At 73.3% G+C, this 26,537-nt stretch carries 22 protein-coding genes, 2 pseudogenes and 1 riboswitch; of the genes and pseudogenes, 6 read left to right on the top strand and 18 right to left on the bottom strand.

Going from position 1 to position 26,537, the window contains the following annotated elements; translation table 11 throughout:
• Positions 1 to 67 precede the first annotated feature (67 nt).
• A riboswitch (FMN riboswitch) is annotated at positions 68 to 198 on the bottom strand.
• Between the two features lie 375 nt (positions 199 to 573).
• Positions 574 to 870: pseudogene (locus tag ACE4Q9_RS27800) on the top strand (nucleoside-diphosphate sugar epimerase); the annotation flags it as partial.
• A 99-nt stretch (positions 871 to 969) separates the two neighbouring features.
• On the opposite strand, the gene ACE4Q9_RS27795 reads toward ACE4Q9_RS27800, so the two are convergent.
• Complete coding sequence (locus tag ACE4Q9_RS27795) at positions 970 to 2,424, bottom strand: ROK family transcriptional regulator (protein WP_397986954.1); 1,455 nt, start codon at positions 2,422 to 2,424, stop codon at positions 970 to 972.
• A 344-nt stretch (positions 2,425 to 2,768) separates the two neighbouring features.
• Here ACE4Q9_RS27795 and ACE4Q9_RS27790 point away from each other — a divergent pair, with 344 nt between their 5' ends.
• A complete protein-coding gene (locus ACE4Q9_RS27790; protein ID WP_397986953.1) occupies positions 2,769 to 3,971 on the top strand; it encodes an MFS transporter in 1,203 nt (400 codons plus the stop codon).
• On the opposite strand, the gene ACE4Q9_RS27785 is transcribed toward ACE4Q9_RS27790, so the two are convergent.
• Positions 3,931 to 4,389, bottom strand: coding sequence for an acyl-CoA thioesterase (locus ACE4Q9_RS27785; RefSeq protein ID WP_397986952.1), 459 nt, complete (start codon positions 4,387 to 4,389; stop codon positions 3,931 to 3,933). The two genes, ACE4Q9_RS27790 and ACE4Q9_RS27785, sit on opposite strands and share 41 nt — an antisense overlap.
• 205 nt (positions 4,390 to 4,594) lie before the next feature.
• Here ACE4Q9_RS27785 and ACE4Q9_RS27780 point away from each other — a divergent pair, with 205 nt between their 5' ends.
• From ACE4Q9_RS27780 to ACE4Q9_RS27770, 3 genes and pseudogenes are all read left to right on the top strand, one after another.
• A complete protein-coding gene (locus tag ACE4Q9_RS27780; protein ID WP_397986951.1) occupies positions 4,595 to 5,986 on the top strand; it encodes a uracil-xanthine permease family protein in 1,392 nt (463 codons plus the stop codon).
• A 101-nt stretch (positions 5,987 to 6,087) separates the two neighbouring features.
• Positions 6,088 to 6,792, top strand: a complete 705-nt coding sequence (locus ACE4Q9_RS27775) for a DUF5995 family protein (RefSeq protein WP_397986950.1) — start codon at positions 6,088 to 6,090, stop codon at positions 6,790 to 6,792.
• Positions 6,793 to 6,836: 44 nt separating this feature from the next.
• Positions 6,837 to 7,728: pseudogene (locus ACE4Q9_RS27770) on the top strand (TIGR03619 family F420-dependent LLM class oxidoreductase).
• Between the two features lie 39 nt (positions 7,729 to 7,767).
• Here ACE4Q9_RS27770 and ACE4Q9_RS27765 read toward each other — a convergent pair.
• The 11 genes from ACE4Q9_RS27765 to ACE4Q9_RS27715 all read right to left on the bottom strand — a co-directional run bounded on the left by ACE4Q9_RS27765 (position 7,768) and on the right by ACE4Q9_RS27715 (position 20,649).
• A complete protein-coding gene (locus tag ACE4Q9_RS27765; RefSeq protein ID WP_397986949.1) occupies positions 7,768 to 9,465 on the bottom strand; it encodes a flavin monoamine oxidase family protein in 1,698 nt (565 codons plus the stop codon).
• Between the two features lie 59 nt (positions 9,466 to 9,524).
• The gene (locus ACE4Q9_RS27760) at positions 9,525 to 10,313 is read right to left on the bottom strand and encodes a carbon-nitrogen hydrolase family protein (protein WP_397986948.1); all 789 of its coding nucleotides are present in this window, start codon (positions 10,311 to 10,313) and stop codon (positions 9,525 to 9,527) included.
• A 206-nt stretch (positions 10,314 to 10,519) separates the two neighbouring features.
• On the bottom strand, positions 10,520 to 11,170 hold the full coding sequence (locus ACE4Q9_RS27755; RefSeq protein ID WP_397986947.1) for a DUF4232 domain-containing protein: 651 nt from the start codon (positions 11,168 to 11,170) through the stop codon (positions 10,520 to 10,522).
• 102 nt (positions 11,171 to 11,272) lie between these two features.
• A complete protein-coding gene (locus ACE4Q9_RS27750; RefSeq protein WP_397986946.1) occupies positions 11,273 to 11,656 on the bottom strand; it encodes a DUF742 domain-containing protein in 384 nt (127 codons plus the stop codon).
• A gap of 7 nt (positions 11,657 to 11,663) precedes the next feature.
• The gene (locus tag ACE4Q9_RS27745) at positions 11,664 to 12,092 is read right to left on the bottom strand and encodes a roadblock/LC7 domain-containing protein (RefSeq protein ID WP_397986945.1); all 429 of its coding nucleotides are present in this window, start codon (positions 12,090 to 12,092) and stop codon (positions 11,664 to 11,666) included.
• A gap of 7 nt (positions 12,093 to 12,099) precedes the next feature.
• Entirely contained in the window at positions 12,100 to 15,123 is a 3,024-nt protein-coding gene (locus tag ACE4Q9_RS27740) for a nitrate- and nitrite sensing domain-containing protein (RefSeq protein ID WP_397986944.1), read from the bottom strand.
• A gap of 95 nt (positions 15,124 to 15,218) precedes the next feature.
• A complete protein-coding gene (locus ACE4Q9_RS27735) occupies positions 15,219 to 16,688 on the bottom strand; it encodes an HAD-IA family hydrolase (protein WP_397986943.1) in 1,470 nt (489 codons plus the stop codon).
• Positions 16,689 to 16,702: 14 nt separating this feature from the next.
• Complete coding sequence (locus ACE4Q9_RS27730) at positions 16,703 to 17,779, bottom strand: ABC transporter ATP-binding protein (protein ID WP_397986942.1); 1,077 nt, start codon at positions 17,777 to 17,779, stop codon at positions 16,703 to 16,705.
• Between the two features lie 10 nt (positions 17,780 to 17,789).
• Complete coding sequence (locus tag ACE4Q9_RS27725) at positions 17,790 to 18,608, bottom strand: ABC transporter permease (protein WP_397986941.1); 819 nt, start codon at positions 18,606 to 18,608, stop codon at positions 17,790 to 17,792.
• The gene (locus tag ACE4Q9_RS27720) at positions 18,593 to 19,492 is read right to left on the bottom strand and encodes an ABC transporter permease (protein WP_397986940.1); all 900 of its coding nucleotides are present in this window, start codon (positions 19,490 to 19,492) and stop codon (positions 18,593 to 18,595) included. Before ACE4Q9_RS27720 ends, ACE4Q9_RS27725 begins: the two co-directional genes overlap by 16 nt.
• On the bottom strand, positions 19,489 to 20,649 hold the full coding sequence (locus ACE4Q9_RS27715) for an ABC transporter substrate-binding protein (protein WP_397986939.1): 1,161 nt from the start codon (positions 20,647 to 20,649) through the stop codon (positions 19,489 to 19,491). The genes ACE4Q9_RS27720 and ACE4Q9_RS27715 overlap by 4 nt, the downstream gene beginning before the upstream one ends.
• A 230-nt stretch (positions 20,650 to 20,879) precedes the next feature.
• On the opposite strand from ACE4Q9_RS27715, the gene ACE4Q9_RS27710 reads away from it, so the two are divergent.
• Entirely contained in the window at positions 20,880 to 21,620 is a 741-nt protein-coding gene (locus ACE4Q9_RS27710) for a GntR family transcriptional regulator (RefSeq protein WP_397986938.1), read from the top strand.
• Positions 21,621 to 21,725: 105 nt separating this feature from the next.
• Here ACE4Q9_RS27710 and ACE4Q9_RS27705 read toward each other — a convergent pair whose 3' ends face one another.
• The 5 genes from ACE4Q9_RS27705 to ACE4Q9_RS27685 form a co-directional block, all read right to left on the bottom strand.
• Positions 21,726 to 22,178, bottom strand: coding sequence for an Lrp/AsnC family transcriptional regulator (locus ACE4Q9_RS27705; protein WP_397986937.1), 453 nt, complete (start codon positions 22,176 to 22,178; stop codon positions 21,726 to 21,728).
• A gap of 14 nt (positions 22,179 to 22,192) precedes the next feature.
• The gene (locus ACE4Q9_RS27700; protein ID WP_397986936.1) at positions 22,193 to 23,644 is read right to left on the bottom strand and encodes an amino acid permease; all 1,452 of its coding nucleotides are present in this window, start codon (positions 23,642 to 23,644) and stop codon (positions 22,193 to 22,195) included.
• A 90-nt stretch (positions 23,645 to 23,734) separates the two neighbouring features.
• A complete protein-coding gene (locus tag ACE4Q9_RS27695; RefSeq protein WP_397986935.1) occupies positions 23,735 to 25,177 on the bottom strand; it encodes a GuaB1 family IMP dehydrogenase-related protein in 1,443 nt (480 codons plus the stop codon).
• A 228-nt stretch (positions 25,178 to 25,405) separates the two neighbouring features.
• Positions 25,406 to 25,726, bottom strand: coding sequence for a barstar family protein (locus ACE4Q9_RS27690; RefSeq protein ID WP_397986934.1), 321 nt, complete (start codon positions 25,724 to 25,726; stop codon positions 25,406 to 25,408).
• The gene (locus ACE4Q9_RS27685; RefSeq protein ID WP_397986933.1) at positions 25,723 to 26,226 is read right to left on the bottom strand and encodes a ribonuclease domain-containing protein; all 504 of its coding nucleotides are present in this window, start codon (positions 26,224 to 26,226) and stop codon (positions 25,723 to 25,725) included. The genes ACE4Q9_RS27690 and ACE4Q9_RS27685 overlap by 4 nt, the downstream gene beginning before the upstream one ends.
• Between the last annotated feature and the right edge of the window lie 311 nt (positions 26,227 to 26,537).

Genomic DNA, 26,537 nt, shown 5'->3' with positions numbered 1-26,537 from the left:
AAGAGGCCCGTCCGGATACGGACGAGACCGGAGACGGCGGCGCGCACACGGAACGCATGCCCGCCCGCCGCGCACTGCCTCCCATCCGGACTTTAACCGTCGGTCCAGGAATTTCACCTGGTCAACCGGTCGCTGGAGGCGACCGGGTCGCGGACTGTAACCGCCGGTTCGGACTTTCACCGACCCCGGAGTGCGCTGCTTCTGGTACACGGCCAGTGTGCCACGCCGGGTGGCCGCGCCGACAGGGGGTCCGTGTGGGCTCGCTCACAGCGCGTGTCGCCGCGCCCGCACCCCACGACGGCCGGAATCAACTCCCCCTACCACCGAGCACGTTGACCCCTCCACCCCCATTGACCTTATTGGTCTAGTCCTTTTAGGGTGCCGATCGGGCCCGGCGGCGGTGACGACGGCCCTTGCCCGCCGCCGGGTCGCCAGCGGTCCGGACCGGGGCGATGTCACAGGTCCGGGCGGTCGGCCGGTCCTCTTTGGCGAGGACGTCCCAGCGGGGGGCGTCCCGGTCCGGAGGGACGGAAGCAGCATGGCCACGATTCTGGTCACCGGCGGCACCGGCACGTGCCGGCGCGCGTGTACGACCAGCCGGTGGAGGTGGCCGAAGTCGCCGACCGACTGGCCGGATTGGCCCGCGCCACGCCTGCGGGCCGGGTCCCCGACATGGGCGGCCCCGAGGTGCGCCCGCTCGCCTACCTGGCCCACGCCTACCTGCGCGCCACGGGCCGCCGCCGCGCGGTGACCACCCTCCCCCTGTGCGGCGCGACGTACCGCGCCTTCCGCCGGGGCGAGCATCTGACCCCACGACGGGCGGTGGGCAAGGGCACGTTCGAGGAGTATCTGGAGCGGCGGTTCGGGTAGGGGGCTCGGTTCGGGGAGGCGGGGGCCGGTTCGAGTAGGCGGGGGCCCGGTTCGGGGAGGCGGGGGCCCGGCGGCTGCGACGGGCGGGAGCCCCGGTGGCTACGACGGGACGGGCGATCGGAGCGGGGCGGACCACAGCTCGTCCTGGGCGCGGTCGCGGGCCGTCAGCAGGGCGCCCCGCAGGACGGCGGAACCGCCGAGGCCACTGGCGCGCACCTCGGTGGGCAGCGGCGACATCCGGCGCAGCCGCTCCGCCACCAGATCGGCGAGGACCTCGCCCCCGGCCCGGCCGACCTCTCCGCCGAGGACCACGCAGCCGGGATCCAGCACGGCGACGACGGAGGCGGCTCCGATGGCGAGACGGCCGGCGAGGGCGGAGAGGAAGCGGCCTTCGGCACCGGCTCCCGACACCTCCGACTCGAACCCCGGCCCCGGCACCTCCGGCCTGAGCTCCGGCCCCGGCACCTCCGGCCCCAACTCCCGACCCGCCCCCTCCGGCTCAATTCCCCGACCCGCCGCCTCCGGCCCGCACCCCCGGTCCGGTGCCTCCGGTCCACCGGACCCCCGCCCCGGCTCCTCCACCTCGAACACCCGCCCCCGAGTCGCCGGTCCCCATCCCCGCCCCGGCGCCTTCGGTCCACCGGACCCCGACCGCAGCCGCTCCACCGCTGCCCGCACCACGCCCGCCGCTCCCGGACCGTCGGCCACCGGGGGAACCGGCAGGCCGTGTTCCGCCGCCAGGGACACGACCGCCGCCGCGCCCGCCAGTGCGTGGAAGCCGCCCGCGCAGTCCGTGGCCGAGGGCAGGTCGCCCGTGCCCGGCACCGGGAGGAAGCCGATCTCGCCGGTGCCGCCGGAGGCGCCGCGGCGCAGGGTGCCGTCGAGGACGACCGCCGCGCCGGTGCCGTGGCCGAGCCAGAGGAGGACGAAGGTGTCGCGGTCGCGGGCGGCGCCCTCGCGCTGTTCGGCGAGGGCGGCGAGGTTGGTCTCGTTCTCCACGGTGACGCGGGCGCCGGGCAGCCGTTCCTGGAGGGCGGCGGCCAGGCTGCGGTGCCAGGCGGGCAGACCCGCGCAATCGCGCAGATCACCGGTGGCCGGGTCGATGAGGCCCGGCGCGCCGATGCCGACCGTGTACGGCCCGTCCACGCCGGCCCGCGCGATGGCGCCCGCCACCGCCGCCACCACCCGCTGCACCGCGGGCCCGGTCCCGGTGTCCCCCTCGATCGGCACGGACGCCTCGGCGAGCACCCGCCCCACCAGGTCGGCGACGAGCACGGCGACCCCCTCGGTACGCACATCCAGCGCCGCCAGATGGGCGCGGTCGGCGGCGATGCCGTAGAGCCGGGCGTTCGGTCCCCGGCGGGCCGCGCCGGACTCCCCCACGACGGTGATCAGCCCGGCGGCGCCGAGCCGCTCGACGAGGTCGGCGACCGTCGGCCGGGACAGCCCGGTCAGCTGCTTCAACTGCCCTGCCGTCAGGGGGCCTTGGTCCTGGAGGAGTCCCAGGGCCAGGCGGTCGTTGATGGCCCGTGCGGTACTCGGTGATGCGGGCATGGCGGGGATCCTTCCACATCGAACGCCCAGCCCCCGCGGTCGGCGGGGCGGCGACCGGCGGTCGGCAGACCGGCCCCCGGCGGAACGACCCCGGCAGCCAACCGACCGGCCCCACAGCCGGCGGACCCAGCCCCCGCACTCGGCGAACCAGCCCCCGAAGCCTGCCGACCACCCGTCGCGGCCGGCGGGAGGGAGGACCACCGTGTCCAGCCGACAAGCCACCACGGTCGGACGGCAAGTCACCGCGCTCGGCCGGCAGGCCATCGCGGCTCGTTCCGGCGCTGTCTAACAGGCAGGGTCCCTGATAGTTTACGGCGCACCGGCCGCCGGGGAGGAGCGTGGGCATGGGGGATCTGAGCGAGGTGCGGCGCGCGCGAGGCGCCGTCGCGGCCGTGTTCGCCGTCCACGGCGCCGTGACCGGCTCCTTCGCGACCCGCGTGCCCTGGGTCCAGGACCACGCCTCGCTCGGCGCGGGCCGGCTGGGCTTCGCGCTCGCCTTCACCGCGCTCGGCGCCTCCTGCGCGATGCCGCTCGCGGGCCGGATCAGCCACCGCTTCGGCAGCCGCAACGCCCTGCGCGGGCTGATCGCGCTGTGGACCCTCTCCCTCGTGCTGCCCGCCCTCGCGCCGAACCTGCCGACCCTGTGCCTGGCGATGTTCACCTACGGCGCCTGCGCGGGCATGGCGGACGTGGCGATGAACGCGCTCGGCGTCGAGGTCGAGCGGCGGCTCGGCAGGTCGGTGATGTCCGGGCTGCACGGGATGTGGAGCGCGGGCGCCCTGGCCGGCTCCGCCGCCGGTACGCTCGCCGCCCATCTCGGCGCCGACGCGCGCACCCACTTCCTGCTGGCCTCGGCCGTCCTGACCGTGCTCGGCGTGCTCTCTTGCGCCTGGGTGCTGGACCTACAGCCCGCCGCGGACGAGGAGCCGCCGCCCCGGTTCGCGCTGCCGCCCCGCTCCGCGCTGCTGATCGGCATGGTCGGCTTCTGCGCGGTGTTCGCGGAGGGCGCGAGCCTCGACTGGTCGGCGGTGTTCCTGCGGGACCGGCTGGGCAGCTCGGCCGGCCTCGCGGCGGCGTCGACCACCGCCTTCATGCTGACGATGGCCGTGGCCCGGATCGCCGGGGACGCGGTGGTGAACCGGTTCGGGGCGGTGCGCACGGTCCGGGCCGGCGGTGTCCTGGCCGTCCTCGGCGGTCTGCTGGTCGTGCTCGCCGGGCAGCCCGTGGTCGCGATGGGCGGCTTCGCCCTGATGGGGCTCGGCATCGCGGTCGTCGTACCGCTGTGCTTCGCCGCCGCCGGGCACGCCGGGCCCAACCCGAGTCAGGCGATCGCGGGGGTGGCGACCATCACCTACACCTCGGGGCTGATCGCGCCGAGCCTGATCGGCGGGGTGGCGCAGGCGACCAGCCTGGTGGTCTCGTTCGGCGTGGTGACGGCGCTCGCGTGCGGGCTCGCGGGGTGCGCCGGGGTGCTGCGCTCCGCCGAGCGCGGGGCCGGCCGGGAGGTCAGTCCGCGGGCCGCAGCAGTTCCCGGGCCGCGGCCCTGAAGCCGTCGCTCCAGGGGGCCGGGCGCAGGGTGGTCGCGTCGAGGCGCACCAGCACCCGCGCGCCTTGTGCGTAGGTCGTGGAGCCGTCGGCCGAGCAGAAGCGGAAACCGTAGGTCAGGCCGGTGGTGGCGAGCCGGTCCAGCCAGAGGTGGACGGCGTAACGGCCGGGGCTCGTCACGGGCGCCTCGTAGCCGATGCGCAGTTCGCGCACCGCGTTGCAGGCGTCCCCGGCCGCCGCCCAGTCGCCGTCGAAGCGGATGCCGTGCTCGTGCCACAGCTCGGTCCAGGCGCGCTCGACCAGCAGTGGATAGCGGGCGTTGTGCAGCAGGCCGAGCGCGTCGAGGTCGTCGAAGTGGACGGTGACGGGGATCAGCCGGCCGTGGGCGAGGGCGGGTGCGGAGGGGGCTTCGGCGGTCACGGCGGGGCTCCTGGGCAGGGGCCGGGGGCGGTCCCCGGCAGGTACGGCCCTCCATACTAAGCGACCGCTCAGCACGCCCTCCGGGACACCCCCGCGCGGGCGGTGTGCGCGGTCCGCGCCGACGACCAGCGACAATGGTGCGGATACCCCCTGTCCCCCGGCCCCCTCGGCTGCCCGGACGCAACACAGAAAGCGAAACCCCACCATGGACCTCGGCGTGCGCTGGAAACTGCACGGTGACGGGAAGACCCCCGCGCCCGGAGCAGTGGTACGGCCCGACGAACGGCTGACCTGGCCCCGGACGGTGGGCCTCGGCGCCCAGCACGTGGTCGCGATGTTCGGCGCCTCCTTCGTGGCGCCGGTACTGATGGGCCTGGACCCCAACCTGGCGATCATGATGTCCGGCGTCGCCACGGTCATCTTCCTGCTCGCCACCCGCGGCCGGGTGCCCAGCTACCTCGGCTGCTCGCTGTCCTTCGTGGGCGTGGCCGCGGTCATCCGGGCGCAGGGCGGTACGAGCGCCACGGTGACCGGCGCCACCCTGTGCGTCGGTGTCGTGCTGTTCCTGGTGGGTCTCGCGGTGCAGCGGTTCGGGGCGCGGATCATCCACGCGGCCATGCCGCCCATCGTGACCGGCGCGGTCGTGATGCTGATCGGCTTCAACCTGGCTCCGGTGACCGCCTCCACCTACTGGCCGCAGGACCAGTGGACGGCGCTGCTCGTGATGCTGTTCACCGGGCTCGCGGTGGTGTGTCTGCGCGGCTTCTGGTCCCGGATCGCGATCTTCCTCGGGCTGGTCTTCGGCTACGGCATCTCCTGGGTCTTCGACCGGATCTTCGGCAAGATCCACTCCGTGGGCGGCGACGGCAAGCTGACCGACCACTGGCGTCTGGACCTCTCGGGCGTGGCCAAGGCCGACTGGATCGGTCTGCCGCACTTCCACGGCCCGTCCTTCCAGTGGTCGGCGATCCTGGTCGCGCTGCCGGTCGTCATCGCGCTGGTCGCGGAGAACGCGGGCCATGTCAAGGCGGTCGGCGAGATGACCGGCGACCCGCTGGACGACAAGCTGGGCACGGCGATCTCGGCCGACGGCGTCGCCTCCATGCTGTCCACCGCGGTGGGCGGCCCGCCGAACACCACCTACTCCGAGAACATCGGCGTGATGGCCGCGACCCGCGTGTACTCCACCGCCGCGTACTGGGCGGCGGCCGGCTTCGCCCTGCTGTTCGGCCTGTGCCCGAAGTTCGGCGCGATCGTGGCCGCCATTCCGGGCGGGGTCCTCGGCGGCATCACGGTCATCCTCTACGGCATGATCGGCCTGCTCGGCGCGCAGATCTGGCTCAACGCCAAGGTGGACCTGCGCAATCCGCTGAACCTGGTGCCGGCCGCCGCGGGCATCATCATCGGCGTGGGCAACGTCAGCATGAAGTTCACCAGCAACTTCTCGCTCAGCGGCATCGCGCTGGGCACCCTGGTCGTCATCACCGGCTACCACGCGCTGCGCGCCTTCGCCCCGGCCCACCTCAAGAAGCAGCAGCCGCTGCTGGACGAGGGCACCTCCAGCTACGACCCGGACTCCCCGCCCGCGCAGCCGTAAGTCCCCTTTTCCCACCGGATCGTGAGGACCCGTTCCCCCGTTCCGGCGACGCACCAGGCCGGTCGGCACCCCGGCCGGTTCCGGGCTGCGACCCTTCCCCCATGTCGCAGTCGTCCTCCGTCATCGGCCCCGCCGGCACCACCGGTCCCGTCGACACCGTGGTCTCCCGGATGCGGGCCCTGGCCGCCGTCCTGCCCGCGCGGGACGGCGTCGCCGTGTTCAACCGCGTGTACCTCACCGTCACCGAGGAGATCGACCGCCGCCTGGGCGCCGGGCAGTTCCCCGATCCGCGGGCGGCCGTGGCGCTGGACGTGCGCTTCGCCGAGCGGTACCTCTCCGCGGTCGACGCCGCCGAGGCGGACCGGAGACCGCCCGCCTGCTGGCGGCCGCTGTTCCAGCTGCGCCGCCATCCCCAGGTACGCCCGCTCCAGTTCGCGCTCGCCGGAGTCAACGCCCATATCGGGCACGACCTCGCGCTCTCCGTGGTGGACGCCTGCCACACCGTCGGCTGCGAACCCGCCGATCTTGCCGACGAGTTCGACCAGGTCGGCGAGGTCCTCACGGCCCTGGAGGAACGGGTCCGCGAGGATCTGATGCCGGGCCCCGACCTGCTCCAGCTCGCCGACCCGCTCACCCATCTGCTGAGCGCCTGGAGCCTGGAGCGCGCCCGCGACGCGGCCTGGGCGGCGGCGCGGGCCCTGTGGGCGCTGCGGCACAGCCCGGACATCGCCGAGGAGTTCGCCGTACGGCTGGACGCGGCGGTGGGGTTCGCGGGCAGGATGCTGCTGACGCCGCTCACGCACTGAATGATCCCGGCACGGAAAGATCCCGGCTACGAAGGAGCTACGCCATGGCGACCCGGCTCGGACTCGGTCTTCCCCAGATGCGGCAGTTCTCGATCGGCAAGGACGTCCCGGAGGTGGCCCGCGCCGCGGAGCGGATCGGCTACGACAGCCTGTGGGTCTTCGAGCGGGCCCTGTTCCCGGAGCCCGCCACCCAGGGCTTGTACGGCATCGACGGCCTGCCCTGGCCCGACCAGTACCGGTCGGTGGCGGAGCCGCTGGTCACCCTCACCCTGGCGGCGGCGGCCACCGAGCGCGCGGAGCTGGGCACCAGCGTGCTGGTGGCGCCGCTGCATCTGCCGTTCCAGCTGGCCAAGGCGCTGGCCTCGCTCGACACGGCGAGCGGCGGCCGGGTGCTGGCGGGCCTCGGCACCGGCTGGTCGCTGGACGAGTACGCGGCCTCCGGCGCCCGGCCCTTCGCGGAGCGCGGGGCGGTGCTGGAGGAGGTCATCGACGTGTGCCGCGCGGTGTGGGGCCCGGACCCGGTCGTCCACGACGGCCCCCTGGCGAAGATCGCGCCGGCCGTGGTCGGGCCCAAGCCGGCCCGCCCGATCCCGATCCTGCTGGCCGCGGGCAACCCGCGCTCCTGGCGGCGCCTGGTCGACAAGGCCGACGGCTGGCTGCCGGTGGCCATGGGCGGCGTTCGGGTGGCCGAGCAGTGACGGCGGCTGCGCGAACTGACCGAGGAGCGGGGCCGTACGGAGCCGATCCGCACAGTGCTGCGGGTGAACGCCGAGCCGTGCCGCAAGCCGTACGAGGGCGCCGACCGCCGACCCTTCCAGGGCGGAGATCGGCCTGGCGGAGATCCTGCTCGACCTCCAGGGCACCGCGCGGGACGCGGCGGAGCTGACGGACGTCGCCGCCGAGGTGTTCGAGAAGGCGCGGGCGGCCGGAATCTGACCGGCCGCCCGCGCCGCGCCGCCCTGGGCTCGTGCCCGGTCAGTCCTCCGGCAGCTCCACCGGGGCGATCTCGTCGTAGACGTCGCCCGGACCGGGGTTGGTCGGGTCGGTCTCGCCGCCGAAGTGGCGCATGACGCCCCAGACCGCGTTCAGCGCGGTCTGGACGGCGCCCTCGGCCCAGCCGGCCGTCCAGGAGATGTCGTCGCCGGCGAGGAAGATGCCCCGCTTGTCGACGGGCAGCCGGTCCTGCATGAAGTGCGTGAACAGGCGCCGCTGGTAGCGGTAGTGGCCGGGCAGGTTGGCCTTGAACGCGCCCATGAAGTAGGGCTCGTTCTCCCAGGAGACGGTCACCGGGTTGCCGATGATGTGCTTGCGGATGTGGACGTTCGGGTAGATCTCGCCGAGCGAGTTCAGCATGACCTCCATCCGCTCGTTCGCGGACAGCGGCAGCCACTTCAGGCTGTCGTCGCACCAGGTGTACGACAGGCAGATCACGGCGGGCTTGTCCGGACCGTTGTCGAGCAGGTAGGTCCCGCGTGTCATCCGGTCGGTGAGGGTCATCGACATGACGTCCCGGCCGGTCCGCTCGTCCTTGTCCAGCCAGAACGGCCGGTCCACGGGGACGAACAGCTTGCTGGACTCCATGTAGTGGGTGCGCTCGATCGCGGTCCAGTGGTCGATCGGGAACAGCGAGTCGTCGCAGGCGATCTTGGACAGCAGCATCCAGGACTGGGCGGTGAAGATCGCCGCCTTGTAGGTGCGGATGTCGCCGCCCGCGTCCGTCACGGTGATCTGGTTGCCCGCGGTGCGGTGCAGCCGGGTCACGGCCGGGCGCGGTTCGCCGTTCGCGTGCAGGGAGCTGAGCGAGGTGCCGTAAGGCCAGTGGACGATCTTCTCCGGCTCGCGCTCCCACAGGCGCAGCGGCAGCTGCTGGGAGCCGCCGACGATGCCGCGGTGGTGGTCGTCGGCCTCGGTGTAGACGACGCGCAGGATCTCCAGGATGGAGTTCGGGAAGTCGGTGTCCCAGCCGCCGGTGCCGAAGCCGACCTGGCCGAAGATCTCGCGGTGCCGGAAGGACTTGAAGCCCTCGGAGTCGCACAGGAAGCCGTAGAAGGTCTGGTTGTCGAGCTTCTCGACCAGCTTCGCCCAGATCTCGCGGATGCGCGGCACGTCCCGCTCGCGCATGGCGCGGTTCATGTCGGAGAAGTCGGCGCCCTCTTCGAGGCACCTGTTCCAGGCGTCGGCGACGTCCCGGTACACCTGGGGCAGGTCGTCGACGGTGACGGCGTAGTGCGACTCGCCCTTGAGGTCCACGACGGTCGACGGGGTCGCCTCGGCCAGCGGGTTGGGGAACGGCCGGGTGGTGAGGCCGACCAGGTCGATGTAGTGCTGGAGGGCGGTGGAGGAGGGCGGGAAGCGCATCGCGCCCAGCTCGCAGTTCAGTTCCTCGTCGCAGCCCTCGAAGCCGACGGTGCGCAGCCGGCCGCCGAGCTGGTCGGCCTCGTAGACGACGGGCTTGAGGCCCATCTTCATCAGCTCGTAGGCGGCGACGAGACCGGAGAGACCGCCGCCGATGACGGCGACCTCGGTGCCGTGCTCGGTCGCCGGGATCTGGCCGAGGCCCGCCGGGTGGGCGAGGTAGTCGTCGTAGGCGTAGGGGAAGTCCGGGCCGAACATGGTGATCGGCGGCTGCTGCCCGTCGGTGTGCTCGACGGCGGTGGGCACCGTGGACGTCATGGGGTACGGACTCCTTGCGCGGAAGAACTGAGGGTGAAGTCAGGCGAGTCGGCGACGCGTCAGGTCAGCGAGCCGTAGAGGCCCGGACGACGGTCCGCCAGGTAGGGGTTGGCCGCGCGGGAGGCGGCCAGGAAGGCCGGGTCGGCGTCGGCGAACACCAGCTGCTCGGCGCGGCCCGCGCGGGTCCGGGCGACGCCGTCGGGGTCGGCGAGGACGGAGAGGCCGACGAACTCGAACTCCCCTTCCTGGCCGACCCGGTTGACGTACGCGACGTACATCTGGTTCTCGAAGGCACGCACCGGGATCATCGACTCGGCGACGAACTGGTACGGGTGCATCTGTGCGGTCGGGACCAGCAGCAGGTCGGTGCCGGCCAGGGCGTGGGCCCGGACGTTCTCCGGGAACTCGACGTCGTAGCAGATCAGCAGGCCGACGGTGAGGCCGTTCAGCTCTGCCTGGACGACCTGGCGCTCGCCCGGCGTGAAGTGGTCGCGCTCGAAGCAGCCGAAGAGGTGGGTCTTGCGGTAGTTCGCGAGCCGGGTGCCGTCGGCGGAGATCAGCTGGGCGGAGTTGTAGACGGTGTCGCCGTCGCGCTCGGGGTAGCCGTAGGCGATGGCGAGGCCGTGCCGGACGGCGGTCTTGCTGATCGCGGCGGCGCAGGCGCCGTCGGTGGGCTCGGCGAGGCGGCCGATGTCGTCGCCGATCGCGTAGCCGGTGAGGAACATCTCGGGCGCGGTCAGCAGTGCGGCGCCCGCGGCCGCGGCCCGGCCCGCGGCCTCGTCCAGAACCCGGAGGTTCTCGGCGACGGAGCCGGGGCGGCCGGAGCTCTGGAGCAGGGCGGTGCGCATGCGTCTACCTCACCGGTCACGGAGGGGGTTCGGGGTCAGATAGACGGTACGGTCGGTGCGCGCGGCGGGACAAGGAGCAGCCGTTGCGCGCCGGTGCGCGGTTCGTTGCGTGCGCGGAGGATGCGGCGGCGATTCGTTGCGTGCCCCCGGCGGGGTGCGGTCCGGGAGCGCTGTGCGGGCGCCCCCGGTGCGCGTCGGGGCCCGCGTTACTTGCCGGTGCCGACCGGGTCGACGGTGATGTCGGGGCCGCTCTCGGTGACGGGGACGTTGATGCCGGCGTTCAGGGTCGTGGAGTGGGTCTCGTTCGGCGGGGTGACGACGAGCTGGGTGAAGGTCTCGCCGGAGCCGCCGGAGTTGTTCGGCTGGTAGTGCAGGGTGAAGCGGGTCTCGGCGCCCGGCTGGAGGGTGACGGTGGGGGCGGCGAGCTTGCTGCGGGAGGCGCTGACCGTGCCGTCCTTGCTCTTCAGGTCGACGCCCGGGAAGCCGTGCAGGGTGCAGTTGGCCGAGCCGGTGTTCTTCATGTTGACGATCAGCTCGCCCTCGCCCATCCCGCCGGAGGTGCTGAAGGAGAGGTGGGCAGTGGTGCAGCCGGCACCGGAGGCGCGGCCGGAGCCGGTGGGGCCGTGCGCGGAGCTGGACTGGCCACCGTTCTGGCCGGTGGAGCCGGAGCCGGTGGAGCCCGTCGAGCCGCCGCTGCCGCTGCCGCCGGAGCCCTGGGTGCCCGAGGTGTCCGAGGCGGCGCTGCCCGGCGAGGAGGAGTCGCCGCCGCCGGAGTTGTTGTCGCTGCTCCCGCACGCGGTGAGCGACAGGCCCGCGGCGAGGGCGACGACGAGCAGCGAGATCTTCTGGACGCGCATGATTCCCCTTAAGAGGTACGGCTGACGTGCTGTTCTCTGAGACAGGCGGGGTGGAACGGGAGTTCCGGCCTGCACCGGTCCCCTACATGGCTGTTACAAAGACTAGAAGTCGCGCAGCCGGTCGACGATCTCCCGCAGCAGTGCGGGATCGGCGGTGGGGCCGCCGGCCGGGTCGCGGCGGGGCGCGGTGATGCGGAGCAGGCCCGCCTCGGCCAGGTCGCCGAGCAGCACCCGCACCACGGTCAGGGGCAGGTCGGCGTCGGCGGCCAGCTCGGCGACCGGGCGCGGGCCGCGCCGTACCAGGTCCAGCAGGGCGGCGCTCGCGTGATCGACGCCGGCCGCGGCGGCGTCCGCCGGCTCCAGGGCGGTGACCCGCGACATCAGGTCGATGGAATGCCGGTCCGAGGGCCGGGTACGGCCTCGGGTCACGGTGTACGGCCGCACCATCGACCCGGTCTCGTCCTCGTACCAGTGCTCGTCGCTCACGGCGGGATCATGGGGTGGCACGGGCTGCCGCGTCCAGGTGGCTGCCGAGGCGGCGGACCAGCAGGGCCATCTCGTGGGCGAGTTGGCCGACGTCGGTGCCGGCCTCGCTGAGCACGGCGAGCCGGCTGCCGTGTCCGGCCGGGGTGATGAACAGGTATGCCTCGTCCAGCATGACCATGGTCTGGCGCACCCGGCCGGCGGCGAACCGCTCCCCCGCGGAACGGGCGAGGCCGTGGAAGCCGGAGCAGACGGCGGCCAGGTGCTCGATGTCCTGCCGGGGCATGCCCTCGGAGCTGCTCAGCGCGAGGCCGTCGGCGGTGAGCAGCACGGCCTGGCGGACGTGGTCGGTGCGCGCCACGAGGTCGTCCAGCAGCCAGCCGAGGTCCGTGCCGGGGGTTCCGGCGGGTGCGGCGGGTGCGGCGGGCCGGTCAGGCATCTGGTCGTCACCGTGCATCGTCGGTGTCCGTCCCTTCGTCGACGTGGGTGTTCACGGTGTTCACGGTGTCGTCGGCATGGTCGCCGGGACTCGCGGGCATCCCCTTGCGCCCCTGGTCGAGCCCCCGCTGAAAGGCCCCGAAGATCGCCCGCATCTCCTCGGCATCCACCTCCCGCCGCCCGCCCTCCGCCTGCTCCCGCGGCTCCTCCCGCAACTGCCGGGCGAGGGAGGCCTGACGGACGCGGGTGGGGAGGGCGGGGACGGAGATGCCATGCGGGGCACCGGTCTCGTGGGGGGTGCCGGTTACGGGGCTGGCGCCGGTCTCGTGCGGGGCGGTGGCCTCGCGAGGGGCCCCGGTCCCGTGCGGGGCGGTGGCCTCGCGCGGGGCGTTGCCCTCGTGGGTGGCGGGGCGCCTCGTCGGGAGGGGTGGAGGCTGGGGGGTCGCGGGGGCGTCGGCGGGCGGGGGTGCGGGGGTGCCGGGCAGGGAGGTGGGCGCGGAGACGTGCGGTGCCTGCCAGGGGGTGGCGGACTCGGACGGGCCGGGCCTCCGGGGAGGCAAGGGCTCGGGCCGCGCGGACCGGGAGAGACCGGCCTGCGCGGGGGCATCCGGCGGCGAGGGCGTGTGCGCGGGGCCGCCGGCTCGGGAGGACATCGGCCACGGGGTCCCGGCATCCGACGGAGCCTGCCGGGAGTCTTCGGCCTCGGACGACGACACCCCCGGCCCGGCGCCGGACTCGGTCGTGCCCGGCCTCTTGGTCGACGGCAGGGACGCGGACGGCACGTCCCACGCGGCACCGGACCCATGCCAACCCGGCTGCTCGGACGGCTTCTGCCGGCCGGCGTCGGCCCCGGACGCGCCGGACCCCCCGGTCGACCGCGGGCCGGATGCCGCCGCGCCGCTCCCCGCAGAACCGTTCCTGCGCCGGGACGGCAGCGGCCGTACCCCGCCGTGCTCACTGTGCGGCAGCGACCGTACTTCACTGCGCGCCTCGGGCGGCAGCGGCCGTACCCCGCCGTGCTCCTCGGACGGCGGCGGGACGCGGACTCCGCCGTGCCCGGACCGTGCCCCCGCCGGCGCGGCCGCCGGTTCGGGCGCCGGGCGCGGGTCTGTCCCGCCGGTCGCCGCCAAAATCGTGTCCGGCAGCAGCACCACCGCCGTCGTACCCCCGTACGGGGAGTCCCGGAGGCTGACGTCGATGCCGTGGCGGGCGGCGAGGCGGCCGACCACATAGAGGCCGAGGCGGTCGTGGCGGGTGGGGTCGAAGGCGTCCGGGTCGGTGAGGGTGCGCTCGGCGTGGGCACGGGCCTCGGCGTCCAGGCCGAGCCCGCGGTCGTCGATCTCCAGCACGAATCCGCCGCCGGCCCGCCCGGTGCGCAGCGTCACCCCGGTGTGCGGCGGCGAGAACACCGTGGCGTTCTCCAGGAGTTCGGCGAAGAGGTGGACGACGTCGGCGACCGCGTCCGCCGCGATCCCGGTGTCCGGCATCGGCGGCACGACCACCCGCGCGTAGTCCTCGATCTCGCCGACCGCCGAGGCGACGACCTGCGCGATGGGCACCGGGCGGCGCCAACGGCGGCCGGGCGCCGCGCCGGAGAGGATGATCAGGCTCTCCGCGTGCCGCCGCATCCGGGTGGTGAGATGGTCGATGCGGAACAGCTCGCGCAGGATGTCGGGGTCCTCGGTGCGCCGCTCCAGCGTGTCCACGAGCTTCAACTGCCGGTGCACCAGCGCCTGGTTGCGGCGCGCGATGTTGAGGAGCACCGCGAACAGCCCCCGGCGCAGCGTCGCCTGCTGCACCGCGGCCTCGACCGCGGCCAGCCGTGCGGCGTTGAAGGACCGACCGACCTGCCCGATCTCGTCGTCGCGGCCCCCGGCGGCGGCGAGCGGCGGCGCCTCGGCCGCCGCGTCCACCTCCTCACCGGCGCTCAGGCGGCGCATCACGTCGGGGAGTTGCCGGGCGGCCAGCACATCGGCGGCGTCCCGCAGGGCCTCCAGGCGGCGCGAGATGCGCCGGGCGCCGCGCACCGCGAACCACAGCGACAGCCCCGCGACGACCAGTCCCGCGCCACCCGCGATCGCCGCGCGGGTCAGCTCCTGGTAGGCGAACGCCCGTCCGCGCGCGGCGGAGTCGTCGGCGGCCGCGACGCACAGGTCGCGGTACTGCCGCACGATCCGGTCCACGGTCGAGCGCCAGCTGTTCGCCTCGACCGCACGCGCCGCGCCGCCCGCCCCCGCCCGCAGCAGCGCGTCCTCGCCCTGGTTCAGCGAGCGGTACGGGGCGCCCTGCTGGAACTTCTCGAACAGGGCGCGCGAGTCGGCGGGCAGGTCGGGCACATAGGTCTGCTGGAAGACCCGCCGGTCCTCGATGGTCTGGGTGAGCGCGGTGTACTGGCCGGGAGTCAGCGCGGTGCCCGCCGCCCGCGCCCCGGCGACCAGCGCGTCCTCGCGGGAGACGAACTCGCGCACCCGGACCAGCTCGACGACGGTCCCGGACTCGCGGGCGAGCTGACCGGCCTGGAGCGCGGTCAGCGTGGTCTGCACATCGAAGGCGGGCTCCACCAGCGCGCTGTACTGCTCGACGGCCTGGTCCCAGCGGATCTGCCGGGTGAGCACGCGCTGGCGCAGCCCGTCCAGCTCGCCGGTGGCCGTGACCATGGCGTCCAGCGACTGCCGCTGGCGCGCCGTGAGCCGGCTCCGGTCGCCGCCGCGGATCGCCTGCCGCATGGCGTCGACCGCCTGATCGGTACGGCGCTGCTGGCCGAGCAGCCGGCCCGCCCCCGCGGCGTCCCGGCCGTCGGCGCCCAGGTAGGCGGCGGACAGCCGGCGTTCGATCTGGATCTGCCCGACGGCGGTGTCCACGGGGCTGCCGAAGTCGTGGTACACCCCCTGGACCCGGATCAGCGCGCGCAGCTCCGCGGTGTCGGACACCATGGCGAAGCCCCACAGGGCCATCAGGGCGATGGCCGGTGCGAGCGCGAGCGCCACGATCCGGGTGCGGACGGTGGTGGGACGGCCAAGGGGCCAGCGCATGGGAGGACCTACCGGTATTACCAGTCAGTAGAGAGCCCGCACAACCTACGGGACGGTCACCTCGAACCGCAACGGCGACCGCCGGTAACCCCAGGTCAGCTCACAGGAAACACAAAGCGCGCGAGGACCGCCGCATGGTCGGAGGGCCACTCGTTTCCGGCCACGTCCGGCCAGGGGCGGGGGTTCCCCGTGACGATGGTGCGCGCGTCCCGGACGGTCAGGCCCCGGTGCAGCACGTAGTCGATCCGGTCCTGCGGCTCGGCCCGGCCGCTGCCGTCCTCGTGCACCGGGTGGATCGGCGACCAGGTGTGTCCGGGGGCCGCGACGGGATCGGGATGGGCCTGCCGGTAGGCGTCGGCGAGTCCCGCCTGCTCGGCGGCCCTGGTCACCGGCCAGGTCACGTCGGGCCAGTCCAGGTGGGAGGGGCAGTTGAAGTCGCCGGTGAGGACGACCGGGACGCCCGCCTCGGACGCCTTCCCGATCCGCTCCAGCGCGTCCCGCATCTGGGCCAGCCGCAGCTCCTCGTGGGCGATCAGCCCGGCCGCCGGGAGTCCGTCGAAGGCGGACTCGTAGGGCCCGTACGGGGTGTAGTGCAGATGCGCGGTCCATACGTCGACCGCGCGGCCCGGGGCGACCTGGACGCGGACGCCCGCAGCGCCGTAGAAGCCGACGTCCGGGTCGCCGAAGCGGGCGGTGATCGGGTGGCGGCTGATGATGCCGAGGTTCTCCCCGGCCCGGTGGTGGTGCCAGCCGAGGGCCTCGGCCAACTCCTGGGCGGCGGTGCCGGCGGTCTCCTGGAGCCCGACGACGTCGGCGCCGCTGTCCCGGATCACCCTGACCTGCTTGGCCCGGTGGTCGTCGATCTTCGCGCCGCCGAGCCACAGGTTCCAGCTCAGGACGGTCAGCGCGGGCGCGGTCATGGCGGTCAGCTCCCCGACGGTGACCCCGGCGAGGCTGTCCCGCACGGTACGGCCGGGCGCGGCGCCGATCGGGGCGAGGGAGGGCACGGCGAGCACGGCGCACCCGGCGGCCTCGGCGGAGGCCACTCCGGTCGCGGTGTCCTCGACGGCCACGCAGGCGGCCGGCTGGACGCCGAGGGCGCGGCAGGCGGCGAGGTAGGGCTCGGGGTCGGGCTTGGTGCGGGCGGTGTCGTCGGCCGTGATGGAGAGGGCGAACCGGTGCGCGCCGAGGGCCTCGATGACGAGGTCGGCGACGGCGCGCGGGGACGCGGTGACCAGCGCGGCCGGGACGCCCTCGGCGGCGAGCGCGTCCAGCAGGGCGAGGGCGCCGGGGCGGGGCACGATCTCGGTGCGGACCCGGTCGGCGAACGCGCGGTGGAGCCCGGCGGCGAGGTCCGCGGCCGGCCGCCCGGTGGTGCGGGCGAGCCAGTCGGCGGTGTGTTCCACCGGGCGGCCGAGGACGTCCGGCTGGTCGGCCTCGGTCAGCGGCCGGCCGGCGACCGCCGCAACCGCCTCCCACCACAGGTGCTCGGTGTCCACGAGCGTGCCGTCCATGTCGAACAGGACTGCCTGGAGCGGGATTTGGGAGGTGTGGGGGGTGGTCACGTGGGTGTCTGTCCTCAGTTCTCGGTGCGGGGGGCCACGAGCACGGGTCGTTCCGGCAGCGAGGCGGTGACGGCGGCGCCGGCGCCCAGGCCCGTGGCCTCGTGCGCGGGCAGGTCGGCCTTGGCCTCGGTGCCGTCGGCGAGCTGGACGGTGAGCCGGACGACCGCGCCGAGGAAGGCGGTGGCGACGACCCGGCCGCCGCCCTGCTCGTCGGCGCGTACCCGCAGGTTCTCGGGCCGTACCAGGACGTCCACCGTGCCGTCCGGCGCGTCGCCGTCGGCGGGCAGGCGCTGCCCGAGCACCTCGACGGTGCCGTCCTTCAGCTCGCCGGGGACGCGGCTCATGGTGCCGACGAACTCGGCGACGAAGGCGGTGGCGGGGCGGCCGTACAACTCGGCGGGCTCCGCGCACTGTTCGAGCCGGCCGGCACGCATCACGGCGACCCGGTCGGCGATCGACAGGGCCTCCTCCTGGTCGTGGGTGACGAAGAGGGTGGTGATGCCGAGTTCCTGCTGGAGCCGGCGGATCTCCTCGCGCAGGCTCAGCCGCACCTTGGCGTCAAGGGCGGACAGCGGCTCGTCGAGCAGCAGCACGCGGGGGCGCAGGGCGAGGGCGCGGGCGAGCGCGATGCGCTGCTGCTGGCCGCCGGAGAGCTGGTGCGGGAAGCGCTCCCCCTTGTCGCCGAGGCCGACCAGTTCCAGCAACTCGGCGGCTGTGGCCCGGCGTTCGGCCGTACGGACGCCCCGCATCCGCAGCCCGAAGGCCACGTTGTCGACGGCGTTCAGATGCGGGAAGAGGCTGTACGACTGGAAGACCATCCCGGCGTCGCGGCGGTGGGCCGGCACCCGGGTGATGTCCCGGCCGTCGACCAGTACCGCGCCGGAGTCGGGGTGTTCGAACCCGGCGAGCATGCGCAGGGCGGTGGTCTTGCCGCAGCCGGAGGGGCCGAGCAGGGCCAGGAACTCGCCGGGGCGGACGGTGAGGTCGAGTCCGTCGAGGGCGACGGTGGCGCCGAACTCGCGGCGCAGGCCCCGGAATTCGACGGTCGCGGCCTGCTCGGTGGCGGGCTTCTCAAGTGTGGTGGCGGTCATGGTGTGTTGGTCATCCCCGGGAAGGAGCGGTTCGGTTGCGTCCGCCGCCGACGCCGGCGAGCGCGAGGAGCAGGGCCCAGGTGACGAGCAGGCTGAGCACGGACACGGCGACGGACATCTGGGCCTGGTCGCTGCCGGCGTTGTAGATCCATACGGCGAAGGGCTGGTAGCCGAGCAGCTGGGCGACGGTGAACTCGCCGAGGACCAGCGCCAGCGTGAGGAAGGCCGCGTTCAGCAGGGCCCCGCGCAGATTGGGCAGGACGGCCCGCACCAGCGCCTTGGGCCAGGAGGCGCCGCAGCTGCGGGCGGCCTCCACCAGGGTGCGCACGTCGATGGCGCGCAGGCCCGCGTCCAGCGCCCGGTACACGAAGGGCAGCGCCATCACGACGTAGGCGAGGACCAGGACGACGGGGAAGCTGGGGTTCTGGATCGCCACGAAGGTCTGGAACAGCGGGGTCCGGGACAAATGGTCCGGGCCCCACTTGAGCACGGTGACGATGCCCGCGACGAACGCGATGGGCGGCACCACCAGCGGCAGCGAGCAGACCACCTCGACCACCGGCCGCAGCCGGGGCGCGCCGAGCCGCAGGGCGACCACGGCGGGCACCATCAGCAGCAGCACGACCACGATGGTGGCCACGGCCAGTTCCAGCGACAGCAGCAGGCTGGAGACGAAGCCGCCGGTGGAGAGGATCTTGGTGTAGGCGTCGAAGCTGATGCCGTCGGGGTCGTCCACCGTGAAGACCACGGAGGCGGCGAGCGGGACCAGGAAGTACAGGGCGGCGAGGCCGAGGACGGCCCACCGCCAGGGGGTCAGGCGTCGAGCCATCGGGCGCTCCGGCGTTGCAGGGGCAGGTACACGGCCATCACCAGGCCGGCCACCAGGACCATGTCGAGGCTGAGGGCGAGGGCGACGTTCTCCTGGCCGACCAGGACGTTGCCGGACAGGGCGTCGGCGATCTGGAGGGTGACCAGCGGTACCGCGCTGCCGACCATCGCGGCGGCGGTGGCGTAGGCGGCGAAGGCGCTGCCGAACAGCAGCACGAATCCGCCGAGCAGGGAGGGCGCGAGCACGGGCAGGGCCACGTGCCGCCAGTACTGCACGCCGGTGGCGCCGTTGTTCAGCGCGGCTTCCCGCCACTGGGCGCGCAGGCCGTCGAGGGCGGGGGTGATGGTGAGGACCATCAGCGGGACGAGGAAGTACAGGTAGACGAGGACCAGGCCCCAGAAGCTGTACAGGTCCCAGCCGCTGTCCTTGAGGCCGAGGTGCAGGGTGAGCACGCCCGCGTTGCCGAGGGTGGCGACGAAGGCGAAGGCGAGCGGGACGCCGCCGAAGTTGGCGAGCACCCCGGAGGCGGTCAGCACGGCCTCGCGCAGCGCGCGGGAGCGGGAGCTCGCCACGGCCTGGGCGAGCGGCAGCCCGAACAGGGCACCGAGCACGGCGGAGACCGCGGACAGCTTGACGCTGCCGAGCAGGGCGGTGAGGTACGCACCGTGCAGCGAGGCCGTCATGTTGGCGCCGGTGTAGGAGGTGGCGCCGGTGGTGGGGTCCTTCGAGGTGAAGGCGCCGTCGAGGATCGCGAGGGCGGGCAGGCCGAAGGCGATGGCGGTGAACACCAGCAGCGGCAGCACGGCCAGCCAGCCGGGGGCGCGGCGCCGCCGCTTCGCCGAAGCGACGGGCACCACGTCCGTACGGGGCAGGGCGGTGGTCATCCGGAGACGGCCTTACCCCAGCCCTGGGCGATGACCGTCTTGGCCTTGCTCTGCTCGGCCTCGGTCGGGAAGGACGCCGTCCCGGTGACCTCGGGCAGCTTGGCGGCGGCGGTCTTGTCGAGGGTGCCGGCCGACTCCATGGAGGTCATCAGGGCCGGGCGGGCGTAGCCCTTGAGCCACAGGTTCTGACCCTCGGTGCTGTACAGGAACTCCTGCCACAGGCGGGCGGCCGCGGGGTGCGGGGCGTCCTTGGTGATGGCCTGGGAGTAGTACTGGGCGTACTGGCCGTCGCTCGGGACGACGACCTTCCAGTCGAGGCCCTTGGACTTGAACTCGTCGGCGTAACCGGCGTTCAGGTAGTCCCAGTCGATGGAGATCGGGGTCTCGCCCTTCTCCACGGTGGCCGGGGTGGACTCGACCGGCGTGTAGTTGCCGCTCTTCCTCAGCTTGGCGAAGAAGCCCAGGCCGGGCTGGATGTCGTCGAAGGAGCCGCCGTTCGCGAGCGCCGCCGCGTAGACGCCGCCGAAGGCCGAGCCGGACTTGGTGGGGTTGCCGTTGAGCGCGACCTGGCCCTTGTACTGGGGCTTGAGCAGGTCCTTGAAGGTGGTCGGGCACACCTTGACGCGCCCCGCGTCGCAGCCGATGGAGATGTATCCGCCGTAGTCGTTGTACCAGCGGGCCTGCGGGTCCCTCTGGCCGGCCGGGATGTCACCGAAGGAGGTCACCTTGTAGGGGGCGAGCAGGCCCTGCTGGGCGGCGCTGAGGGCGAAGGAGCTGCCGAGGTCGAGGACGTCGGGGGCGCGGTCCTGGCCCTTGCGGGAGGTGACGGCGTTGATCTCGTCCTGGCTGGAGCCGTCGGGGCTCTCGTCCTGGATCTTGATGCCGTACTTCTTCTGGAAGGCGTCGATGATCGCGCCGTAGTTGGCCCAGTCGCGGGGCACCGCGATGATGTGCAGCGACCCTTCCTTCCTGGCCGCCTTGACCAGGGCGTCCATGCCGCCGAAGTCGGCCGCGGAGGTGGCGGTGGCGGCGCTCTTGCCGTCCTTGGTGGTGGTCGACGCGTTGTCGGGGGCGGCGCCGCAGGCGCTCAGCGCGAGCGCGGCGACGACGGCGAGGGAGCCGCCGAGCACGGCGTTTCTCGGCAGGGACAACTTCACGGTCTCTCCAGGGGAAGCACGGGGGCGAGGCGCTACGGGGGTTTGTGGACCCGCTCGACAAACTTGTCTGAACAAGTCGGCCTCAGTACGCCCGCCTTCGGTGTCCTGTCCGTGAACAAGGAGGGAACAGAAGCCGCCGTTTCCCTGCACAGTTACGGCTCACCCGGAAGACTGTGAAACGTCGATTAGGCTGGTCACGCTGTGCACAGCCGCCTACGCAGAGGGGAAGCATGACGGCGCGACACGAGGAGATCGCCGACGAGCTGCGCCGCGCGATCGACCACGAGCAGTACACGGTCGGCAGCCGGCTGCCCTCGGAGTCGGAGCTGGCCGCCCACTACGGCGTCTCGCGCGGCACGGTCCGCCAGGCCGTCGCCGCGCTCACCGCGGAGGGGCTGATCGGCTCCCGCCAGGGCGCCCGCCGCGTGGTCCTCGCGAGCCGCCGCAGCCAGAGCTTCGAGGAACTGCGCAGCTTCGCCCAGTGGGCCCGCGCGATGGGCCGCGAGGCGACCGGGCACGTGGTCGAGCAGACCTATCGCCCGGCCGCCCACGAGGACGCCGTCCGCCTCCAACTCCCCTTGCGCACGCCGGTGTTGCATGTACTGCGGCTGCGCGGCCTGGACGGCGACCCGGTGCTGCTCGAACGCACGGTCTACGCCGACTGGATCTCCCCCGCCGTCGAGTCCATCGAGCCCGACTGCCCCTCCGTCACCCAGCGCCTGTACGACGACACCGGCCTGGTCTTCGCCTACGGCGAGCACATCATCGACGCCGTCGCCTGCGGCGCGCGCGACGCCGAACTGCTGCGGGTGCGCCGCACGAGCCCGCTGCTGCGGGTGCGCCGCGTGACGACGACGCGGGAGGGCCGGCCGGTGGAGTGGTCGGACGACCGGTACCGGCCGGATGCGGTGACGTTCAGCGTGCACAACTCGATCGGCAACAACGCGCTGGCGCGGAAGGCGGCGGGGTAGGTATCGGGGGGTTCTGTGCGGGTGCCGGGCGCGGGTTCGTCGTGGTGTCTCGCGCAGTTCCCCGCACCCGGCATCCGGACCGGACCCCCGACCCGGAATCCGCCTCTATCCAGGCGCCCCCGAGGAAAACCTCCGCAGCAGCGGTGACAGCACCAGCACGGACTTCGTCCGCTCCACGAACGGCTCCCCCGCGATCCGCTCCAGCACCCGCTCGAAGTGGCGCATGTCCGACGCGAAGACCTGCGCGATGGCGTCGGCGTCCCCGGTGACCGTCGACGCCGACACGACCTCCTGGTACCGCTCCAGACCCCGCAGGATCGTCTCCGGCGACGTGTTGCTGCGGCAGTAGATCTCGATGTACCCCTCGGTCTCCCAGCCGAGCGCCGCCGGATCCACCCGTACGGTGAAACCGGTGATCGCCCCGGTGGCCCGCAACCGGTCGACGCGGCGTTTCACCGCGGGCGCGGACAGTCCGACCAGTTGCCCGATGTCCGCGAAGGAGCGGCGGGCGTCCTCGGCGAGGGCGTGCACGATGCGTTCGTCGAGATCGTTCAGCACAGCAGGTGGTTCACTTACTTCTTTGCGAGTACTTCTTCAGCGAGACGGGACCGGCGGAAGCCGTATACGAAGTAGAACACGAGCCCGACCGCCAGCCAGACACCGAACACCGTCCACGTCACGGCGGACAGGCTGCCCATGAGCCAGACGCAGAGGAAGAAGCCGAGCGCGGGCAGCAGCGGCGACAGCGGCACCCGGAACGTGCGCCGCATCCCCGGCCGCGTCCGGCGCAGCACCACGACCGCCACATTGACGAGCGCGAAGGCGAACAGCGTGCCGATGCTGGTGGCGTCGGCCAGCTGCCCCAGCGGCACCGCCGCGGCGAGGATGCCGCAGAACAGGGACACGATGACGGTGTTGGCCCGCGGGGTGCCGCTCCCCGGGTGCACCCGCTCGAAGATCCTCGGCATCAGGCCGTCGCGGGACATGGCGAACAGGATGCGCGTCTGGCCGTAGAGCACGGTCAGCACCACGCTCGCGATGGCGATGACCGCGCAGAAGGCCAGCAGCGTCGCCCAGAAGCGCTGTCCGGTGACGTCCCGCATGATCTGGGCGAGCGCGGCCTCGGAGCCGCTGAAGGAGCGCCAGGGCCGGGCGCCGACCGCGACGGCCGCGACCAGCACGTACAGGGCCGTCACGATGACCAGCGACAGCATGATCGCGCGCGGCAGGTCACGCGGCGCGTCCTTCGCCTCCTCCCCCGCGGTGGAGGCCGCGTCGAAGCCGATGTAGGAGAAGAACAGCGTGCCGCCCGCCGCGCTGACCCCGGCCATGCCGAGCGGCATGAAGGGCGTGTAGTTCCCGGCCCTGACGCCCATGAGGCCGACCGCGCAGAACAGGATCAGCGCGGCGATCTTCACGCACACCATCACGGTGTTGACCCGTGCGGACTCCCTGGCCCCGCCGAGCAGGAACACCATGGCGAGAAGTACGACGATCAGGGCGGGCAGGTTGAAGACGCCGCCGTGGCCCGGCGGGGCGGACAGGGCGGCCGGGAAGGCGAAGCCGACGGTGCCGTCCAGCAGCTCGTTCAGGTACTGGCCCCAGCCGACCGCCACCGCGGCGACCGAGACGCCGTACTCCAGCAGCAAACACCAGCCGCAGACCCAGGCGATCAGCTCGCCCATGGTGGCGTAGGCGTACGAGTAGGAGGAGCCGGCGACCGGGATGGTGCCCGCGAGTTCGGCGTAGGACAGGGCCGAGAACAGCGCGGTGAGTCCGGCGAGCACGAAGGAGAGGATGACGGCGGGGCCCGCCTTGGGGACGGCCTCGCCGAGGACCACGAAGATGCCGGTGCCGAGCGTGGCCCCGATGCTGATCATGGTCAGCTGCCACAGCCCGAGGGAGCGCCGCAGCGTGCCGCCCTCGCCCTGACCGCCCTCGGCGACCAGGAGCTCCACGGGCTTGCGGCGCATCAGGCGCGCACCGGGGCCCGCGGGCGGCTGCTGACGCGTGATCATCGCCATCCACGGTACGACACGTGACGGAACGCCGCGCTCCGGTCACCGGACGCCTTCGGCCCCCGCCGGTCGCGGCGGGGGCCGAAGGGCGCGGGATCAGCTCCAGCTGGCGTGCAGCGGCTTGCCCTCGGCGTATCCGGCCGCGCTCTGGACGCCGACGATGGCACGCTCGGCGAACTCCTCCAGCGAACCGGCACCGGCGTAGGTGCAGGAGGAGCGGACGCCCGCGATGATCGAGTCGATCAGGTCCTCGACACCCGGACGGGCCGGGTCGAGGAACATCCGCGAGGTGGAGATGCCCTCCTCGAACAGCGCCTTGCGGGCGCGGTCGTACGCCGACTCCTCCGACGTGCGGTTGCGCACCGCGCGGGCGGAGGCCATGCCGAACGACTCCTTGTACGGGCGGCCGTTGGCGTCGTGCTGGAGGTCGCCCGGAGACTCGTACGTACCGGCGAACCAGGAGCCCACCATCACGTTCGAGGCGCCGGCGGCGAGCGCCATGGCCACGTCGCGCGGGTGGCGGACACCGCCGTCGGCCCACACGTGCTTGCCGTACTTCTTCGCCTCGGCAGCGCACTCCAGCACGGCGGAGAACTGCGGCCGGCCCACGCCGGTCATCATGCGGGTGGTGCACATGGCGCCGGGGCCGACCCCGACCTTGATGATGTCCGCGCCCGCGTCGATCAGGTCCTTGACGCCCTCGGCGGAGACGATGTTGCCCGCGACGATGGGCACCTGCGGGTCGAGTGCGCGCACCACCTTGATCGCGCTGATCATCGACTCCTGGTGGCCGTGCGCGGTGTCGATGACGAGGGTGTCGACGCCCGCGTCGAGCAGTTCCTTGGCCTTGCCGGCCACATCGCCGTTGATGCCGACGGCGGCGGCGATGCGCAGCCTGCCCTTCGCGTCCACGGCCGGGGTGTACAGCGTGGCGCGCAGGGCGCCCTTGCGGGTGAGGATGCCGGCCAGCCTGCCGTCCTTGTCGACGGCGGGGGCGTAACGGCGGTTGTGCGCGTCGAGGGTGTTGAAGGCCTCACGCGGGTCGATGTCCGCGTCCAGCAGGAGCAGGTCCTTGGACATGACCACTTCGAGCTGGGTGAAGCGGTCGACGCCGGTGAGGTCCGCGTCGGTGACGACACCGATGGGCCGCCGCTCGCCGTCCACCACCACGCCCGCGTTGTGCGACCGCTTGGGCAGCAGTGCGAGGGCGTCGGCGACGGTCTGGTGCGGGGCCAGCACGATGGGGGTGTCCAGCACCAGGTGGCGGCTCTTGACCCAGGAGACCACGTCGATGATCACATCGTTCGGGATGTCCTGCGGGATGACCACGAGGCCGCCGCGGCGGGCCACGGTCTCGGCCATGCGGCGCCCGGCGATGGCGGTCATGTTGGCGACGACGAGCGGGATGGTCGTTCCCGTGCCGTCCGGCGAGCTGAGGTCCACACCCTGCCGCGAGCCCACGGCGGAGCGGCTCGGCACCATGAACACGTCGTCGTACGTCAGGTCGTACGTGGGCCGGATGTCATTGAGGAAACGCACGTGCCGCACATCCCAGTCGTTCAGAGGTGACCCCCCGACGGGTGCGCCAGGGGGAAAAGAGCACGTACTTCATTCTCCCATGCCCCGCCCCCGCCCGTCTCCGGGCGGAACCTCCAGCGCGGCCGCCCCACCTTCGGATGATCCGCCGAAGGGGCTGGTCACCGGTGGGACGGCCCGGCCTTCTCGGTGATCCCGCCGCGGCCGGGCCGCGCGTCCGGGCGAGGGATGTCAGGCCAGTGCGAGGGCCACCGTGAGCGGGGCGGTGCGCTCGCTCGCCTCGGTGAAGACCTCGCGGGCCACCCGCCATTCGTCGGGCCGTGCCTGCGCGTACGGCTCCCACTCCGTGACGACGAGCAGCAGCCCGCGCCCGGCCGCCTCGGCCGGCCAGACCGAGGGGTCGCCGAGGCTGTCGAGGAGCGCGTCCCAGTTCCGGCCGAACCAGTCGGGCAGGCCGAGGGCCCGCGCCACGGCGTCCATCAGGCCGGACTTGTCCGCCACCCCGGTGAGGTCCAGGGTGACGATCCGGCGGTCCGCGAGGTCCCCGGTCATCTCAGCACCGCCCGGAACGAGTTGTAGTGATCATCGGTGTAGTAGAACTCCCCGCCTTGTCCGGTGATGATGCGCCGGGCCCCGCGGTCGCGTGATCTCGGTGTCGGCACGGTGTACTCGTGGTAGTAGCCGCGCTGGTGCTTGGGCAGATGCCGCTCGAAGTTCCCGAAGACGATCCCGTCCCGTGTGTAGGGATAAGGGCCGCCCCGGTCGATGAGCGCCAGCGTCCGCCGTGCCTCGGCCGGCAACCGCGACGCCGGTACGGTCGCCATGCCCCTGGCCCAGCCGGGCGTGGCGGCAGAGCTGGAGGCCGAGCCGGTACGCGACCCCGTCGTGCCGTCACCCGTCGACACCTTCGGCGAGCACCCGGCGAGCAGCACGGCGAGGACGACGAGCAGCCCCGCGAGCAGCCGGGACAGGGGGCGGGACAGCGGTCGGCCGGGCGGCCGGGTACGGGGCCGTTCGGATGCCGGGGGCGAGGGGCGGGACAAGGACAGCATGCGGACGATGCTGCCATGGCGGTCGCGGGTACGTCGCGGGTACGAGGACGCCACGAGCCGCCGACGGGAGGGGCCGACGGCGCGGGGGCCGGGGGCGGCAGCGGGACGGCGGCGGAATCCGGACCGGGGCTCCGAACCGGGACCTCGGGCCCAGAGACTCCAAACCAGGACTTCAGCCCAGAACCCCGCACCACGCCGCGCGATCACCGGCCGTAGCCGCCCGCCGATCCGTGAAGTCCGGTCCGGCAACCCTGCAGCCACCCTGCCATCGGGCCGCCGTCGTCACCCCGGCGGCACCGCGGGGCCGAGGG

The organism is Streptomyces sp. AM6-12 (genome assembly GCF_044327085.1).
GTDB lineage: Bacteria > Actinomycetota > Actinomycetes > Streptomycetales > Streptomycetaceae > Streptomyces.
This window is presented reverse-complemented; position numbering and strand designations above follow the sequence as displayed.